The sequence below is a fragment of the Brevundimonas sp. genome (genome assembly GCF_013823285.1).
Classification (GTDB): domain Bacteria; phylum Pseudomonadota; class Alphaproteobacteria; order Caulobacterales; family Caulobacteraceae; genus Brevundimonas.
This window is the reverse complement of record NZ_PNLV01000027.1, coordinates 1-16,238: the sequence shown is the minus strand read 5'-3', so window position 1 is coordinate 16,238 and position 16,238 is coordinate 1. Positions and strand designations below refer to the sequence as shown.

At 65.8% G+C, this 16,238-nt stretch carries 14 protein-coding genes; 12 read left to right on the top strand and 2 right to left on the bottom strand.

What is annotated here, in order from left to right; all coding sequences use genetic code 11:
• Nucleotides 1-161: 161 nt before the first annotated feature.
• The 3 genes from C0461_RS05895 (at nt 162) to C0461_RS05885 (ending at nt 5,248) form a co-directional block, all read left to right on the top strand.
• Nucleotides 162-773: a TIGR02466 family protein gene (locus tag C0461_RS05895; protein WP_292104819.1), complete on the top strand. Its 612-nt coding sequence runs from the start codon at nt 162-164 to the stop codon at nt 771-773.
• An 87-nt stretch (nt 774-860) separates the two neighbouring features.
• Nucleotides 861-2,528 (top strand): energy-dependent translational throttle protein EttA, encoded by a 1,668-nt coding sequence (ettA, locus tag C0461_RS05890; protein WP_292104818.1) that lies wholly within the window; start codon nt 861-863, stop codon nt 2,526-2,528.
• 95 nt (nt 2,529-2,623) lie between these two features.
• Nucleotides 2,624-5,248 carry a calcium-binding protein gene (locus tag C0461_RS05885; protein ID WP_292104815.1) on the top strand — a complete coding sequence of 875 codons (2,625 nt, stop codon included), beginning with the start codon at nt 2,624-2,626 and terminating at the stop codon, nt 5,246-5,248.
• A gap of 15 nt (nt 5,249-5,263) precedes the next feature.
• On the opposite strand, the gene C0461_RS05880 is transcribed toward C0461_RS05885, so the two are convergent.
• Complete coding sequence (locus tag C0461_RS05880; protein WP_292104813.1) at nt 5,264-5,680, bottom strand: AprI/Inh family metalloprotease inhibitor; 417 nt, start codon at nt 5,678-5,680, stop codon at nt 5,264-5,266.
• Between the two features lie 95 nt (nt 5,681-5,775).
• Here C0461_RS05880 and C0461_RS05875 point away from each other — a divergent pair, with 95 nt between their 5' ends.
• From C0461_RS05875 to C0461_RS05865, 3 genes are all read left to right on the top strand, one after another.
• Complete coding sequence (locus C0461_RS05875; protein WP_292104811.1) at nt 5,776-6,426, top strand: hypothetical protein; 651 nt, start codon at nt 5,776-5,778, stop codon at nt 6,424-6,426.
• Nucleotides 6,427-6,597: 171 nt separating this feature from the next.
• Complete coding sequence (locus tag C0461_RS05870; protein WP_292104809.1) at nt 6,598-9,246, top strand: M10 family metallopeptidase C-terminal domain-containing protein; 2,649 nt, start codon at nt 6,598-6,600, stop codon at nt 9,244-9,246.
• Nucleotides 9,247-9,279: 33 nt separating this feature from the next.
• A complete protein-coding gene (locus tag C0461_RS05865; protein WP_292104806.1) occupies nt 9,280-10,206 on the top strand; it encodes a 2-hydroxyacid dehydrogenase in 927 nt (308 codons plus the stop codon).
• 456 nt (nt 10,207-10,662) lie between these two features.
• On the opposite strand, the gene C0461_RS05860 is transcribed toward C0461_RS05865, so the two are convergent.
• On the bottom strand, nt 10,663-11,253 hold the full coding sequence (locus C0461_RS05860) for an EF-hand domain-containing protein (protein ID WP_292104805.1): 591 nt from the start codon (nt 11,251-11,253) through the stop codon (nt 10,663-10,665).
• Nucleotides 11,254-11,277: 24 nt separating this feature from the next.
• Here C0461_RS05860 and C0461_RS05855 point away from each other — a divergent pair, with 24 nt between their 5' ends.
• The 6 genes from C0461_RS05855 to C0461_RS05830 all read left to right on the top strand — a co-directional run.
• Nucleotides 11,278-12,240, top strand: a complete 963-nt coding sequence (locus tag C0461_RS05855; protein ID WP_292104803.1) for a metalloregulator ArsR/SmtB family transcription factor — start codon at nt 11,278-11,280, stop codon at nt 12,238-12,240.
• Entirely contained in the window at nt 12,237-13,184 is a 948-nt protein-coding gene (metF, locus tag C0461_RS05850; RefSeq protein ID WP_292104801.1) for a methylenetetrahydrofolate reductase [NAD(P)H], read from the top strand. Before C0461_RS05855 ends, metF begins: the two co-directional genes overlap by 4 nt.
• 229 nt (nt 13,185-13,413) lie before the next feature.
• Nucleotides 13,414-14,478, top strand: a complete 1,065-nt coding sequence (locus C0461_RS05845) for a homocysteine S-methyltransferase family protein (protein WP_292104799.1) — start codon at nt 13,414-13,416, stop codon at nt 14,476-14,478.
• A 125-nt stretch (nt 14,479-14,603) separates the two neighbouring features.
• Nucleotides 14,604-14,924 (top strand): hypothetical protein, encoded by a 321-nt coding sequence (locus C0461_RS05840; protein ID WP_292104797.1) that lies wholly within the window; start codon nt 14,604-14,606, stop codon nt 14,922-14,924.
• Nucleotides 14,921-15,613: a class I SAM-dependent methyltransferase gene (locus C0461_RS05835; protein ID WP_292104796.1), complete on the top strand. Its 693-nt coding sequence runs from the start codon at nt 14,921-14,923 to the stop codon at nt 15,611-15,613. Before C0461_RS05840 ends, C0461_RS05835 begins: the two co-directional genes overlap by 4 nt.
• A partial coding sequence (locus C0461_RS05830; RefSeq protein WP_292104794.1) for a dihydropteroate synthase occupies nt 15,610-16,238 on the top strand: 629 nt, incomplete at its 3' end. The genes C0461_RS05835 and C0461_RS05830, both read left to right, overlap by 4 nt.

Below are 16,238 nucleotides of genomic sequence, written 5' to 3'. Positions count from 1 at the left end.
GCGCGGCGGAACTCTCGGCGGGAGGGGCGATTTCGGACAATTCAGACTATTCAGACCCTGTTTTTTTCCCGCGTTAGACTCCATTGCACTCCAGTTGCACTGTTTTTTCGTGCCGGAGTCTCATCCTCAACCCGCCCGATCGGGCCCATTTCCGGCTGGCCATGTCCCTGCGTCCCCTCTTCGTCACCCAGGTCTATGAGGCCTCGATCGCTGATACGCCCGGCTTCGAGGTTCTCAGCGACGGCTTGCTGGACGTCATCGCCACCCTGGCGTCCGAGGATACGGCCGGGCGCGCCTGGTGCCGCGCCCACGGCTATCGCGGCTACACGTCATACGCGTCGCTTGATGACCTGCCGCGCCGCTTCCCCGAGTTCGCGGAGCTCAAGCGCCACCTTGATCGCCACGCAGCCGCCTATGCGAAGGCGCTGAACTTCGACCTGGCCCGAAAACCCCGCCTCGACAACCTGTGGGTGAATGTCCTGAAGCCTGGCGCCGGCCACTCGGGCCACATCCACCCCCATGCCTTCCTGTCGGGCACGGTCTATCTGTCGGTGCCCGACGGCGCATCGTCCCTCAAGCTGGAGGACCCGCGCCTGCCCATGATGATGGCCCGCCCCGCCGTCCACGCCGATGCGCCCGAGGCCGAGCGCCCCTTCGTCTATCTGGCCCCCGCCGAGGGCACGATCCTGATGTGGGAAAGCTGGCTCCGCCACGAGGTCCCCCCCAACGCCGCGAAGGCCGAACGCGTGTCGATCAGCTTCAACTACGCCTGAGGCCGCCGGGTTTGCCTAAAGCCCCCGCAATCGCTACATCCGCGTCAACCTCCCCACACGAACGCAAGCAAGGGCGCACCGCACCTCATGGCGCAGCAATACATCTTCCAGATGCAGGGCCTGACCAAGATCTTTCCTGGCGGCAAGAAGATCTTCGAGAACATCTGGCTCAGCTTCTACAACGACGCCAAGATCGGCGTGGTCGGGGTCAACGGCTCCGGCAAGTCCACCCTGCTCAAGATCATGGCCGGCCTCGACACCGAATTCTCGGGTGAGGCCCGGGCCGCCGACGGCATCAAGCGCGGCTATCTGGAGCAGGAGCCGCACCTGAACCCCGAGCTGAACGTGCGCCAGAACGTCGAGGCCTGGTGCGAGGAGAAGCAGTGGGTTGAGCGCTTCAACGCCATCGCCGCCGAGATGGGCGAGAACTACTCCGACGAGCTGATGGAGGAGATGACGGCGCTGCAGGAGAAGATCGACGCCGCCGACGTCTGGGACATCGACAGCCGCATCGAGATGGCCATGGACGCCCTGCGCTGTCCGCCCGACGACTGGGAGGTCACCAACCTGTCCGGCGGTGAGAAGCGCCGCGTGGCGCTGGCCCGCCTGCTGCTGTCCAAGCCCGACATGCTGCTGCTCGACGAACCGACCAACCACCTGGACGCCGAGTCCGTGGCCTGGCTGCAGCACCACCTGGAGAACTTCCCCGGCTGCGTCATCCTGGTGACCCACGATCGCTACTTCCTCGACCTCGTCACCAAGTGGACGCTGGAGCTGGACCGCGGCAAGGGCCACCCCCACGAGGGCAACTACTCCAGCTGGCTGGAGGCCAAGCAGAAGCGGGTGGTTCAGGAGAATTCCGAATCCGAAGCCCGCCAGCGCGCCCTGACCCGGGAACTGGAATGGGTCCGGTCGGGCGCCAAGGCCCGTCAGGCCAAGTCCAAGGCCCGTCTGGCCGCCTATGAGCGCATGGTCGAGGAGCAGGAGAGCGCCCGCGGGGCCCAGACACACGCCCACATCCAGATTCCGCCCGGGCCGCGTCTGGGCAATGTGGTGCTGGAGGTCGAGGGCCTGCAGAAGTCGTACGGCGACAAGCTGCTGTTCGACAACCTGACCTTCAAGCTGCCGCCCAACGGCATCGTCGGCGTCATCGGCCCCAACGGCGCCGGCAAGTCCACCATGTTCAAGCTGATCACCGGCCAGGAACAGCCCGATGGCGGATCCATCAAGGTCGGCGAGACCGTCAAGCTGGCCTATGTGGACCAGTCCCGCGACGACCTGAAGCCGGACGAGACCATCTGGCAGGCCATCTCCGGCGGCACCGACGTGATGATGGTCGGCAAGCGCGAGATCAACACCCGCGCCTATGTGGGCAGCTTCAACTTCAAGGGCGGCGACCAGCAGAAGAAGGTCGGCCAGCTGTCCGGCGGTGAGCGCAACCGCGTGCACCTGGCCAAGACCCTGGCGTCCGGCGGCAACCTGATCCTGCTCGACGAACCGACCAACGATCTGGACATCGAGACCCTGCAGAATCTGGAAGAGGCCCTGGAGCAGTTCGCCGGCTGCGCCGTGGTCATCTCCCACGACCGCTGGTTCCTGGACCGTCTGGCCACCCACATCCTGGCCTTCGAGGGCGACAGCCACGTGGAATGGTTCGAGGGCAATTTCGAGGCCTACGAAGAGGACAAGAAGCGCCGCCTCGGCGCCGACAGCCTCATCCCCCATCGCATCAAGTTCCAGAAGTTCGGGCGATAGGTAAAACGGGCGGTTCGCGCGGAATACGACTTCCGCGCGAACAAGTTCCGTGGTGAACTGCCAAGCTTACCAGTGTTCACCCGGAGCCGTCCGCCATGCCGACTGACCGCAGCACCGTCTTTCCGTCCAGCGGCTCAGTGGCTGTCGATAAGGCGTCAGGCATCATCTATTCCATCGGCGCCGGCCGCGTGACGCGCTGGGACGCGAACACCGGCACGTTCCTGGAAGCCATCGAACTGTCCGGAAACCTGGCCGGCATCACTGTGTCGCCGGACGGGCGTTGGCTGCTGGTGGGATCGGCGGATCTCGTCACCGTGAATGGCCAATCCCACGTCGCTATTCACCGCATCGACCTGACCACTATGGAGCAGGACGTCGTTTCGGTAAGGGCGTCGCCGGGCGAGACCGGTGTTGTCGATATAGCGATCGCCGCCGACGGGAGGGTTCTGTTTTCCACAGAGTATGCGGGGTCTGGTCCAACGCCGCTGCGCCTTTTCGACGTTTCGGACGCCAGTCCTGACGTCGGCCAGGTTCCAGGCTTTGAGGAGGCGCACGAAGGGTCCAGTCTCATAGCGTCCCCGAGCGGAAACTTCATTCTAATAACAGTCGACGGCCTCAGCTCGGGCCCACTCGGACTTTATTCGACGAATGCCGGCCGTGTGATCGCAACGACGGATTTATATGAAATCGGTCGAACGGGCACCAACGATGGAAGGGCCGACATAAGCGACGCCGGTTTTATCGCAGTCATCACAGGACAGACTTTCATCATATACGATCAAGACCTGAATGTGGTGCGCGACTTAAGCGGATCTGAGGGCTTTGAGCGCTACGAGGATGTGAAGTTCAGCCCTGACGGGCACCACCTGTTCGTCCTCCATCTCGGAACAGATCGTTATGGGAATACCGGAACAGATCGCGTTGAAATATTCCGAACTTCTGACTGGACCGTCGTCGGCGAGATCGAAATAGACATTGATCTCTGGACAGTAGGCAACGGGTCCGTACAGAACCGCCTGGATATCACAGGTGATGGTGAGCTGCTGCTCATAATGACGCGCGAAGGCATGCGCGTGGTCGATCTCGTCGTTCATGCCACAACAACGTCGATCGGGACCGACGCGTCCGACACGTTGTATGGGACCGTTGGCGCCGATGTGCTGATGGGCGAGGGCGGCGACGACTACATGGAAGGCTTTGGCGGCGACGACACCTACTATGTGGACAGTCTGGATGACGTGGTGGTCGAGGTGGCCGGGGGCGGTGTCGATACGGTGTTCAGCACCGTCGGCTTCGACGCCCGCTTCACCCATGTGGAGAACATCACCCTGACCGGCGACGCCGCGGCCGACGTCGTGGCCAACGACCTGAACAACATCATCATCGGCAACGACGCCGCCAACGTCATCAATGGCGGCGGCGGCGCGGACCGCATGGAGGGCCTGGGCGGCGATGACATCTACTATGTGGACAGCCGCGACGATGTGGTGATCGAGGTCGCAGGCGGCGGCATCGACACGGTGTTCAGCACCGTCAGCTTCGATGGCCGCTTCACCCATGTGGAGAACATCACCTTGACCGGCGCAGCAAACGCCAACGCCGTCGGCAACGAGCTGGACAACGTCATCAGAGGCAACGGCGGCGCCAACATCCTCAAGGGCCTGGGCGGCGACGACACCTACTATGTGGACAGCCGCGATGACGTGGTCGTGGAAGTGGCCGGGGGCGGTGTCGATACGGTGTTCAGCACCGTCAGCTTCGACGCCCGACTCACCCACGTGGAGAACCTTCGAGCCCACGGCGGCGCGGCGCTCAATCTCGTCGGCAACGATCTGGACAACATCATCATCGGGAACAACGCCGCCAACGTTATCAAGGGCGGCGGCGGCGCGGACCGCATGGAGGGCCTGGGCGGCGACGACACCTACTATGTGGACAGCCGCGACGACGTGGTCGTAGAAGTGGCCGTCGGCGGCGTGGACACAGTGTTCAGCACGGTCAGCTTCGACGCTCGCTTCACTCATGTGGAAAATGTGACGCTGCAAGGCGGGGCGGCGGCGAACATCGTGGGCAACGCGCTGGACAACATCCTCATCGGCAACAACGCGGCCAACATCTTTAAGGGCGGCGGCGGCGGCGACCGCATGGAGGGTCGGGGCGGAAACGACATCTACTATGTAGACAGCCGCGACGATGTGGTGATCGAAGTGGCCGGAGGCGGCATCGACACGGTGTTCAGCACGGTCAGCTTCGACGCCCGGTTCACCCACGTAGAGAACGTGACGCTTCAGGGTTCGTCCAACGCCAACGTCGTCGCCAACGACCTGAGCAACATCATCGTGGGCAACAGCGCGTCCAACATCATCATCGGGAATGGCGGCGCCGACTATCTGACCGGCGGTGGCGGAGCGGATACCTTCAGATACAACGCGGTCTCAGATTCCAGCTTCGCCCACTATGACCGCATCATGGATCTCGGCGCCGATGACTTCATCGATCTGCGAAACATCGATGCGAACGTCAACGTCGCGGGCAACCAGTCCTTCACCCAGGTTGACGAACTGACCGGCGAGGCGGGGCAACTGACCCTGACCTGGCTGCCGGCGGCGGGCTTCACCCTTCTCAGCGCCGACGTCGACGGCGACGGCGTGGCGGACATGCGGATCGTGATGTACGGCAACCACGAGGACTTCGACAATTTCCTCGGCGTCGGGGGCTGACGCCTGGCCGCCGAATCAGCCGCGCGTCAGACGGATCGTCTCGCCCGAAGGCAGGGTGGCTTCATAGACGCCGGGCGCCGTGCGCGACAGGAACAGGCGTGTCCGGCCCTGCTGGTCTGTCAGGTCGATCCCGTCCGAGGCGGGCCGCCAGGCCCCGAATGCGTCCTGCTCCAGACCGCCGGGGCAGGCCCCCTCGACGTCCAGGGCGAAGCTCGGCGCCGCCGGACGGGGCACAGGTGCGGGGTCGGCGCGAAGCGTGATGATGCAGGATGCGCCCCCTCCGCTCATGCGCCAGCTTCCGGCGAAATGCTCCGCCGGCTGAAGCACTGGAATGCCGACGGTCATGGCGAGGGTCTCCGAGGATTGCGCCCAGCCAGAACCGGCCACGAAGAGCGCGGCGATCAGTCCGGGCAGGGTCGGATGCTTGTCCATCTCCCTACACGAAACGACGAACCTGGACATAAGTATGTTGATAGCTGGCGATTGCCCGCTAAGGTCACATTCGTCCCGACTGGAGGCATGCGCCCATGTACGCCCATCGTAATGCCGACTTTGGCCTGTTCCTTCACGACACAGAGACTCAACCGACCGATTTCGTCGCGCCCATGCGCCTGTCATGGCATACGGACATCTTCGAGCAGTATGCGCCCCAGGGTCGACTGGCCGGCCTGCTTGACGACCCAGCCTTCAATGACTTCGCGCTCGAGTGGTCTTGCGAGGTCTACATGCCGGAATCGATCCATACCGGGCGCGGCGACAGCCCCTTCGGCGACAAGACGGCCCCCGCTGTAGAGAGCGCAGGCCATGGCCGTGACGACGCCTACCATGGGGGTCGCCGTGACGACATGGTCACGGGAGTGGCCGGCGGGGACGGGGCAGGCGCCTTGAAGTACAATCCCGTCTCCGACGTGAGCTTTGCTCCTTATGACCGGATCATGGATACTGGAGCTGACGCGTTCATTGACCTGAGGGCCCTCGGTGCGAACGTCAATGTCGGGGCCAACCAGTCATTCACCCAGGTGGACGAACTGACCGGTGAGGCGGGCCAGCTGACCCTGACGTGGGCGCCGTCGGCCGGCTTCAGCTTGCTCACCGCCGACGTCGACGGCGACGGCGTGGCGGACATACGCATCGTGCTGTACGACGATTTGGCCGCCATTCTGGGGGTCGGAGCCTGACGTCTGGCCGTCCGATCGGGGGCGCGACGCTTCATCACGACTGCTTGGGAAATGACGGAACTGGCTTGCCGCCCAGTATTTGCCCTCTAGGGTCGGCCCAGCGATACTTGGAGAGATGACATGTGTGGAATGTGCGGCCTCGGGTACTTTGTCCGTCACGAGTCTGATGGCATGGAGACTGGCGATCGCCTCGCCATAAATGCCGGAGATCGGGGCGGCGGGCCCTTCGGCGACAAGATTTCCTACACCATAGAAGCGGCGGCGGGCGCCTTGGCGCGCGCGGGCCTGATCTGGGGCAACGGCCCCGGCGCGGTGGTCACGTTCGCTTTCCGGGACACCGCGCCAGGCGCCATGCCGAACGGAACGTCGGGCTTCTCGCGCTTCAACGAAGCCCAGATCGCCCAGACTCTCCTGGCGCTTCAGAGCTGGTCGGACCTGGCTAACCTCACTTTCGAGCGTGTGGGCGGCTCGGGCTATTCCAACGACGCCACCATATTGTTCAGCAACTATTCCTCGGGCGCCGAAGGCGCCGCAGCCTTCGCTTCGCTGCCAGGGAACACCGCCGCCAGCGCGGCCAACGGCGACGTCTGGGTCAACAACTCGCTCTGGTACAACGCTGCGCCCGACTACATGAACTACGGTCGGCACACCCTGACCCACGAGATCGGTCATGCCATCGGGCTTCTGCATCCCGGAGACTATGACGCCAGCGAAGGCAATCCGACCTATGCCAACGCCGACTATCGTGAAGATACGCGCCAGTTCAGCGTGATGAGCTACTGGTCCGAGAGCATCACCGGCGCCGCATTCCAGGGCAATCATCCGTCCGCGCCGCTTCTGGACGACATCGCCGCGATCCAGCTGATCTACGGCGCGAACATGAACACGCGAACCGGGGACACCACCTACGGGTTCAATTCGAACACCGGCCGGGATTTCTATACCGCCACGAGCAGCAGCGACGCCCTGATCTTCGCGGTCTGGGACGCCGGCGGCTATGACACCCTGGATTTCTCGGGCTACTCCCAGAACCAGTTCATTGACCTGCGTCAGGGCCACTTCTCCAACGTGGGCGGACTGACCGGCAACGTCGCCATCGCCCAGGGCGCGGTGATCGAGCGGGCCATCGGCGGATCGGGCGACGACGTCATGTATGCGGCGGCAACGCCCATCGCCGTGGCTGTCGCCGATCTGGTCAAGACGCAGGGGCAGGTGATCAACACCCGGGGGACAGCGTTCTCGCTGGACGGCGGGTTCGGGCTGCAGTTCGACGCGGAGATCATCTCCTCCACGACCATTCCGCATGCGACGGTGGAGGCCACGGGCAGCGGCACCCACGAATGGTACCGCTTCACGGCGGGTGAAGGCGAGAGGGTCACCATCGACATCGACGGCACGTCCGGGATCGACACGGTGGTCCGGATCTATGACGCAGCCGGCAATCCCCTGGCCCAGAATGATGACGGCCCCCGCGATGTGGGCAGCAGCGTCTGGCAGGACTCCTTCCTGAATTTCACCGTTCCTGCCGGCGGCGTCTATTACATCGTCGTGGGAACCTACGCGGGGCCGGGCTCGGGCGGCTATGTGGCCTATAACCCGATCCCTGTGGGCGCAACCTATCGCCTCAACGTGTCCCTGACTGGTGCAGACGCTCCGATCAGCGGCTATCAGGGATCGCGGCTGGATGGCGGCGCGGGCAACGATGAGCTCTACGGCGGTCTCGGCAACGACATTCTGGTTGGCGGCGCGGGCGCGGACTACATGGAAGGCGGGGCCGGCAACGACATCTACTATGTCGATAATCGCAACGACACGGTGGTGGAGTACGCGGGCGGGGGCATTGATACGGTTTACGCCCGGGTCAGCTTCGACGCCCGCTTCACCCATGTGGAGAACCTGAGAGCCCAGGGCAACGCGGCGCTCAACCTCATCGGCAATGATCTGGACAACATCATCGTCGGTAACGATGCCGCCAACATCATCAAGGGCGGCGGCGGCGACGACTACATGGAAGGCCGGGGCGGCGACGACACCTACTATGTGGACAGCCGGGGCGACGTGGTCGTGGAAGTGGCCGGGGGCGGCATCGACACGGTGTTCAGCACCGTCAGCTTCGACGCCCGCTTCACCCACGTGGAGATCCTGAGGGCCCAGGGCAACGCGGCGCTCAATCTCGTCGGCAACGACCTGGACAACATCATCATCGGCAACAACGCGGCCAATATCATCAAGGGCGGCGGCGGCGACGACTATATGGAAGGCCGGGGCGGCGACGACATCTATTACGTCGACAGCCGGGGCGATGTGGTGGTCGAGGTGGCCGGCGGCGGCGTCGACCTCGTCTACACAACCGTCAGCTTCGACGCCCGCTTCACCCACGTGGAGAACATCACGGTCCTGGGCGGCGCGAACGCCAACGTCGTGGCCAACGACCTGAGCAATATCATCGTCGGCAACAGCGCGGCCAACATCATCATCGGCGGCGGCGGGGCTGACTATCTGACCGGCGGCGGCGGGGCGGACATCTTCAAATACAATGCGGTGTCGGACTCCAGCTTCGCCAACTATGACCGCATCATGGATCTGGGGGCTGACGACTTCATCGATCTGAGGAACATCGATGCGAACGTCAATGTGGCCGGCAATCAGGTTTTCGAGCGGGTGGACGAGTTCACCGGACAGGCGGGCCAACTGACCCTGACCTGGCTGCCGGGGGCCGGTTTCACCCTTCTCGCGGCCGACGTGGACGGGGATGGCGTGGCGGACATGCGGATCGTTCTGTATGGCAACCACGAAGCCTTCGAGAACATCCTTCTGTAAGGGGACCGCGGCTCTGACCCGGATTAGCGCTGCATGACCGACCGCCCGGCGATCCTGATCATGCAGCGGCATCTGGCGCCGCTGACGGCCTTTCTGGACGGGGCCTATACGGTCTACCGGTTCTGGGAGGGACCGCCGGTGGAGGCGCGGGAGGACATCCGCGCCATGGTGGTGGCCGGCGAGTTCGAGCTGGACAAGCACCTGATCGAGAGCCTGCCACGGCTGGAGCTGATCGCCTGTTTCACCTCGGGCTATGACGGCATCGATGTGGACTGGTGCCGCGACAGGGGCCTGCCGGTCACCCATGCGCCGGGAGTGAACCACGAGGACGTGGCCGACCACGCCCTGGGGCTGATCCTCTCGGCGCGGCGACGCATCACCGAGGGCGACCGGGCCCTGAGAGCCGGCCAGTGGACCCCCGACGCCAAGACCATCACCCCGTCCCTGAACCATCTGCGCGTCGGCGTCGTGGGTCTGGGCCTGATCGGCGAGGCGGTGGCGCGCCGGTGCGAGGCCCTGCGGATGCGGGTCGCCTGGTGGGGGCCGCGCGAGAAGGACGCGGCCTGGCCCCGGGCCGCCTCCCTGACGGAGCTGGCGCGGGACAGCGACGTGCTGGTGGTCGCCTGCCGGGCCGAGGAAAACAACCGAGGGTTGATTTCAGGCGCGGTGATCGAGGCGCTGGGGCCGGACGGCCTGCTGGTCAATGTGGCGCGCGGCCAGCTGGTGGACGAGGACGCCCTGATCACGGCCCTGACCGCGGGCAAGCTCGGCCATGCGGCCCTGGACGTGTTCGAGACCGAGCCCACGGACCCGGCGCGCTGGGCCGAGGTCCCCAACACCACCCTGACCCCCCACACCGCCGGGGCCACCAACGAGGCGGTCCAGGGCATGCTGGGCCTGCTGCTGGAGAACCTGTCGGCCCACTTCGAGGGCCGGCCGCTGAAAACGCCCGTGGGGTGAGACTCCGGGGCGGAAAAACAGTGCAACTGGAGTGCAACGGGGCGAGAAAACAGGGTCTGAATAGTCTGAAATCGGTCCTCTCTCATTTCTCCGCTCATCCGGGGAAGTCCGGGATCCGATGCACGATCTCGTTGGGAACTCCGAGATTCCGGTCGTCGTGCAGACCTTCCGACAGCCGGTCTGATGATCTGGATCCCGGCCTTCGCCGGGATGAGCGGTGTTGGCGCGGGCGCCCCGGCCCGGTGAGACTCCGAAGCGAAAAAACAGTGCAATTGGAGTGCAACGGCGCGGAAAAAACAGGGTCTGAATTGTCTGAATAGTCTGAAATCGCCTCCCGGTCAGGTCTGAGCGGCCCATTGTAAGGGGCGTGCGGGGAGGGGGGCGAAAAAGACGGGGCTGCGGCGCAAACCCTTGTGCGGAAGGGGATTGGCGCCGGGAAATGCGGGATCAAAGGGTCTAGCGGGGGCCCAGGGGGTCGCCGGCCTCGAACTCCGCTTCGGTGATCACGCCGTTGCCGTCGGCGTCGAGACGCTGATAGGCGCGGGTGACCAGATCGTTGAACTCCTGTCGGGAGACATGGTCGTCCAGATCGATGTCGGCGCGCTCCAGGGCGTTGCGCAGGCGGGCCTGACCCACGCCGGCGACGATCTCCTCGCGGCTCAGCCGCCCGTCGCCGTCGGTGTCCAGGCGGTTGAAGAGCCGCTCGGCCCGCGCCCGATATTCGCCCAGGGTTTCGCCGTCACGCGGCCCGATGACGATCAGGGGCTCCACTTCGGTCGGGGGTTCGGGCGGCTCCTGGGGGAGCGGCTGCGTGCGGGGGGCCGCCGCGCGCACGGGCGGAGGCGTGGGCGCAGGGGGCTCGTCGAGGGGATCGGGCGATGAGTCCAGTGACGGCGCCTCATCGACAGGGGCGGCCGCCGGGATGGAGTCGGCCACGGGCGCAGCCTCGCCCCCCCGGTCCTCGCTGTAGGAGTCGCAAGCGGTCATCAGCGGCAGGGCGAGGCCGAGAACCGCTGTCAGGCCAAGGAATTTTGCTTGCATAATCATATAAAGATATCTTTATATGACGTCATGTCGTTTACGTCCGATCAGGCTGTGGAAGCCCTGCGCGCCGCGGGAGAGCCGACCCGTCTCCGGGTCCTGACCCTGCTCGCGGGCGACGAGCTGTCCGTCATGGAGTTGTCGCGCATACTGGACCAGAGCCAGCCGCGCGTGTCACGCCATCTGAAGCTGATGGCCGACGCCGGTCTTATCGAGCGATTCCCCGACGGGGCGCGCGTGTTCTACCGCCTGTCGTCCGACCTGGCCGCGCGGCGGCTGGTGGACATGGTGCTGGACCTGCTGGAGGACGGCGCCGCCGATCAGGACCACGTCCGATTGGAGGAGGTCCGCCGGGAGCGTGAGGCCGAGGCGGCCGCCTATTTCGAACAGGTGGCGCCGCGCTGGGACCAGATGCGTTCGCTGTACGTCTGCGAAAGGGCGGTGGAGGCGGCCATCGAGCGCGCCGCCGGTCCCGGACCCTTCGACCGGGTGGTGGATCTGGGCACCGGCTCGGGCCGCATGCTGACGCTGCTGGGCAAGAAGGCGCGCCTGTGCATCGGCCTGGACCTGAGCCAGAACATGCTGAACATCGCCCGGAGCAACACCGCGAAGGCGGGTCTGGATAAGGTGGAGCTACGCCACGGCGACATCTTCGCCACCCGCCTGCCCGGCCAGAGCGCCGATCTGGTGATCGTCCATCAGGTCCTGCACTATCTGATCGACCCCGCCGCCGCCGTTCGCGAGGCCGCGCGCCTGGTGGCGCCGGGCGGACGCCTGCTGATCGTGGATTTCGCCCCCCACGCGCTGGAGCAGCTGCGCGAAGAACACCAGCATCGCCGCCTGGGCTTCTCGGACGCCGAGATCGCCGGCTGGCTGAGGGAGGCGGGGCTGGCCCCTTCCGCCCCCATCGCCCTGCCGCCCGACACCGAAGACCTGACCGTCACCATCTGGACCGCCACGCGGGCCGAAACCGCGAAAAGGAGCGTGGCATGACCGCCCCCGCCAGCCTGGCCGAGGCCCGCGCCCTGCTGCTGTCGCCGCTGGGACCGGTGGCCCGCGCCGGACAACCGGGCGGCGCCGCGCCGCGCGTATCGTTCGAGTTCTTTCCGCCCAAGACCGACCAGGCCGAAGAGAACCTCTGGAACGCGGTGCGGCGGCTGGAGCCGCTGAACCCGGCCTTCGTGTCCGTGACCTATGGCGCCGGCGGCTCGACCCGTGAGCGGACCCACCGCACCGTCACCCGCATCCTGTCCGAAACCGGTCTGAAGCCCGCCGCGCACCTGACCTGCGTCGAGGCCTCGCGCGGGGAGATCGACGAGGTGATCGCCGAGTACAAGGCCGCCGGCGTAAACCACATCGTGGCCCTGCGCGGCGATCCGCCCGGCGGGGCCGGGATCGGGGGGGTCTATGAGCCTCGCGCGGACGGCTACGCCAACGCCACCGAACTGGCCGCCGCCATCAGCCGGGTGGGCGGGTTCGAGATCACCGTGGGCGCCTATCCCGAGAAGCACCCGGAAAGCCCCTCCATCGACCACGACATCGAGGTGCTCAAGGCCAAGGTGGACGCAGGCGCCACCCGGGCCATCAGCCAGTTCTTCTTCGACATGGACGCCTTCCTGCGGTTCCGGGACCGGGTGCGCGCGGCCGGGGTGACCATCCCCCTGATCCCCGGCGTCATGCCGGTGACCAATTTCGGCGCCCTGAAGCGCATGTCCGGCGCCTGCGGGGCCAGCGTGCCCGACTGGCTGGGCGCCCATTTCGAGGGGCTGGACGAAGACCCCGACACCCGCCGCCTGATCGCCGCCTCCGTCGCCGCCGAGACCTGCGCGCGGCTGCAGGAGGAGGGGTTCGGCGACTTCCACTTCTACACCCTGAACCGGGCCGATCTGGTCTACGCCATCTGCCGGGTGCTGGGCGTTCGGGAGGTTCAGTCATGATGGTTCGACATCACGCCGCCCCCTCCGTCACGGGCGCTGAGTCGCGCCCGCGCCACCTCCCCATCCCAAGTGATGGGGAGGAGAATCGCAGGTCGCCTCTCCTCCCCACGACGTGGGGAGGGGGACCGCGCCCGCAGGGCGTGGTGGAGGGGGCGGCGCTGATGTCTGGGGCCAGCCCCCTCCACCACTCTTCGGGCGGTCCCCCTCCCCCGATGGGGGAGGACAAGCCATGACCCGCGCCGACCGTATCAAGGCCCTGCACGCGGCCGCCAAGGAACGCATCCTTGTGCTGGACGGCGCCTGGGGGGTGATGATCCAGCGTTGCGACCTGTCGGAAGAGGACTTCCGGGGAGAACGCTTCCGCGAGCACAATCATCCGCAGAAGGGCAACAACGACCTTCTGATCCTGACCCGGCCCGACATCATCGCCGATCTGCACGACCAGTATTACGGGGCGGGCGCGGATATCTCGGAGACCAACACCTTCTCGTCCACCACCATCGGCCAGGCGGATTACGGCCTGGAGGACGCGGTGTGGGACCTGAATTTCGAGGGCGCGAAGATCGCCCGCGAGGTGGCCGACCGCTGGACGGAGAAGGAGCCGCACAAGCCGCGCTTCGTGGCCGGCTCCATGGGGCCGACGAACCGGACCCTGTCCATCAGCCCGGACGTGAACGATCCGGGCTTCCGCGCCGTGAGCTTCGACGAGGTCTATGAGGCCTACAGGCAGCAGGCCCGGGCCCTGCACGAAGGCGGGGTGGACCTGTTCCTGGTGGAGACCATCTTCGACACCCTGAACGCCAAGGCGGCCATCAAGGCGATCCTGGACCTGCAGGACGAGGGCTATGAGGCCCTGCCCCTGTGGATCTCGGGCACCATCACCGACCGCTCGGGGCGGACCCTGTCGGGTCAGACGGCCGAGGCGTTCTGGAACAGCGTGCGCCACGCCAAACCCTTCGCCATCGGGCTGAACTGCGCCCTTGGGGCCGACCTGATGCGGCCCCACATCGCCGACATCGCGCGGGTGGCCGACACCCTGGTGGCGGCCTTCCCCAACGCGGGCCTGCCCAACGCCATGGGCCAGTACGACGAGCAGCCGCACGAGACGGCTTGTCACCTGCACGAGTGGGCCGAGAGCGGGCTGGTCAACATCCTGGGCGGCTGCTGCGGCACCACGCCGGACCACATCAGGCATGTGGCCGAGGCGGTGGCGGGGGTGAAACCGCGGGAGATCCCGGAGCGGCCCACCGCCATGCGCCTGTCGGGGCTGGAGCCGTTCGAGATCGCGTCATGACGTCCCCGCTATGCCACCTTGCGGAAGGACTTCGGCAGCTCGGACCACAGCTCCAAAACGGGTGGCGCCACGCGCATGCTACAGAGCGGGAAGCTGAATTCTTTGCTCAGGTGGCGAATGGTCCCTTGGAGATCGGCGCTCACGACGGGTTCGCGTCTCTCGCGTTTGGTGGGTGGCTTTGGGAAGACCTGAGCCTGAAGACGGAGCGTGACGCCGACCGAGTTCTTGCCGCCTGTGACGCCATCCTCGCAGGGCGCTTTGAGGATTTGCGTTCAGGGAATTGGCTCGTCCGCAAAGTGGTCAGTCGTCTGCATCTGACCACCCGTGGTTTCGATGAGAACCTTGAAGACCATGTTGTGATGCTTCTCGATTTGAAGGGCGATCGGAAGCCATATCGAAACTCCCCGCCTGCAACCAAAGCCTCACCGCCCTTGAGCACGAAATGACCAAACCCGCCTATAATTTCGACGATCCGGAATTCGTCGCCCGCTATGTGGAGAAGGGGCCGCCGGCCTTCACGCCCGGCCATTCCGGCCTGCTGCAGATGACCGGCGTGCTGCTGGCCGAGCGGGCGCCGGAGGACGGCCACATGCTGATCGTTGGCGCGGGCGGGGGGCTGGACACCCGCGCCCTGGCCCGGTTCGCGCCGGGCTGGCGCTTCACCGGGGTCGATCCGGCGGCGAAGATGCTGGACCTGGCGCGGGTGGTGCTGGGCGACGCGATCAATCCGCGCGTGGACCTGATCGAGGGCGGGGTCGAGGCGGCGCCCGAGGGGCCGTTCGACGGGGCGACCCTGATCCTGGTGCTGGGCCTGATCCCCGATGACGGGTCGAAGCTCAGGACGCTTCAGGACATCCGGCGGCGCCTTAAGCCGGGCGCGGCCTTCGTGCTGGTGGACCGCTGCGACGATGCGGACAGCCCCGATTTCGACCGCAACATCGACCGCTACATCGCCTATGCGACGGCCAGCGGCGTCGATCCCGACACCCTGGGCAACGCCCGGGCCAGCCACCGGGCGAACAAGGCCATGGCGACCGCCGCGCGCGACGAGGCGCTCCTCAAGAAGGCCGGGTTCAGCGGCGTCCATACCTTCTATTTCGCCATGAATTGGCAGGGCTGGGTGGCCTACGCATGAGACCTGTCTTCATCAATGTCGGTGAGCGGACCAACGTCACCGGCTCGGCCAAATTCCGCAAGCTGGTGGTGGAGGGCGACTATACGGCGGCGCTGGACGTGGCGCGCCAGCAGGTGGAGGCGGGCGCCCAGGTCATCGATGTGAACATGGACGAGGGGCTGCTGGACGGCGTCGTCGCCATGCGCACGTTCCTGAACCTGATCGCGGCCGAGCCGGACATCAGCCGGGTGCCCATCATGATCGACTCCTCCAAGTGGGAGGTGATCGAGGCCGGGCTGAAATGCGTGCAGGGCAAGCCCATCGTCAACTCCATCTCGCTGAAGGAAGGTGAGGCGGCGTTCCGCGAGCACGCGGTGAAATGCCTGCGCTATGGCGCGGCGGTGGTGGTCATGGCCTTCGACGAGGCCGGCCAGGCGGACACGAAGGACCGCAAGATCGAGATCTGCACCCGGGCCTATCGGCTGCTGGTGGACGACATCGGCTTCCCGCCCGAGGACATCATCTTCGATCCCAACATCTTCGCCGTGGCGACGGGGATCGAGGATCACGACAACTACGCCGTGGACTTCATCGAGGCGGTGCGGGTGATCAAGCAGACCCTGCCGCACGCCAGGGTGTCGGGCGG

Bases quoted from the DNA above. Each gene is read 5' to 3' on its own strand.
- C0461_RS05870 (WP_292104809.1), top strand. From the start codon at position 6,598: ATGGAGACTGGCGATCGCCTCGCCATAAATGCCGGAGATCGGGGCGGC.
- C0461_RS05855 (WP_292104803.1), top strand. From the start codon at position 11,278: ATGTCGTTTACGTCCGATCAGGCTGTGGAAGCCCTGCGCGCCGCGGGA.
- C0461_RS05865 (WP_292104806.1), top strand. From the start codon at position 9,280: ATGACCGACCGCCCGGCGATCCTGATCATGCAGCGGCATCTGGCGCCG.
- metF (WP_292104801.1), top strand. From the start codon at position 12,237: ATGACCGCCCCCGCCAGCCTGGCCGAGGCCCGCGCCCTGCTGCTGTCG.
- C0461_RS05895 (WP_292104819.1), top strand. From the start codon at position 162: ATGTCCCTGCGTCCCCTCTTCGTCACCCAGGTCTATGAGGCCTCGATC.
- C0461_RS05845 (WP_292104799.1), top strand. From the start codon at position 13,414: ATGACCCGCGCCGACCGTATCAAGGCCCTGCACGCGGCCGCCAAGGAA.
- C0461_RS05880 (WP_292104813.1), bottom strand. From the start codon at position 5,680: ATGGACAAGCATCCGACCCTGCCCGGACTGATCGCCGCGCTCTTCGTG.
- C0461_RS05835 (WP_292104796.1), top strand. From the start codon at position 14,921: ATGACCAAACCCGCCTATAATTTCGACGATCCGGAATTCGTCGCCCGC.
- C0461_RS05885 (WP_292104815.1), top strand. From the start codon at position 2,624: ATGCCGACTGACCGCAGCACCGTCTTTCCGTCCAGCGGCTCAGTGGCT.
- C0461_RS05875 (WP_292104811.1), top strand. From the start codon at position 5,776: ATGTACGCCCATCGTAATGCCGACTTTGGCCTGTTCCTTCACGACACA.
- C0461_RS05860 (WP_292104805.1), bottom strand. From the start codon at position 11,253: ATGATTATGCAAGCAAAATTCCTTGGCCTGACAGCGGTTCTCGGCCTC.
- ettA (WP_292104818.1), top strand. From the start codon at position 861: ATGGCGCAGCAATACATCTTCCAGATGCAGGGCCTGACCAAGATCTTT.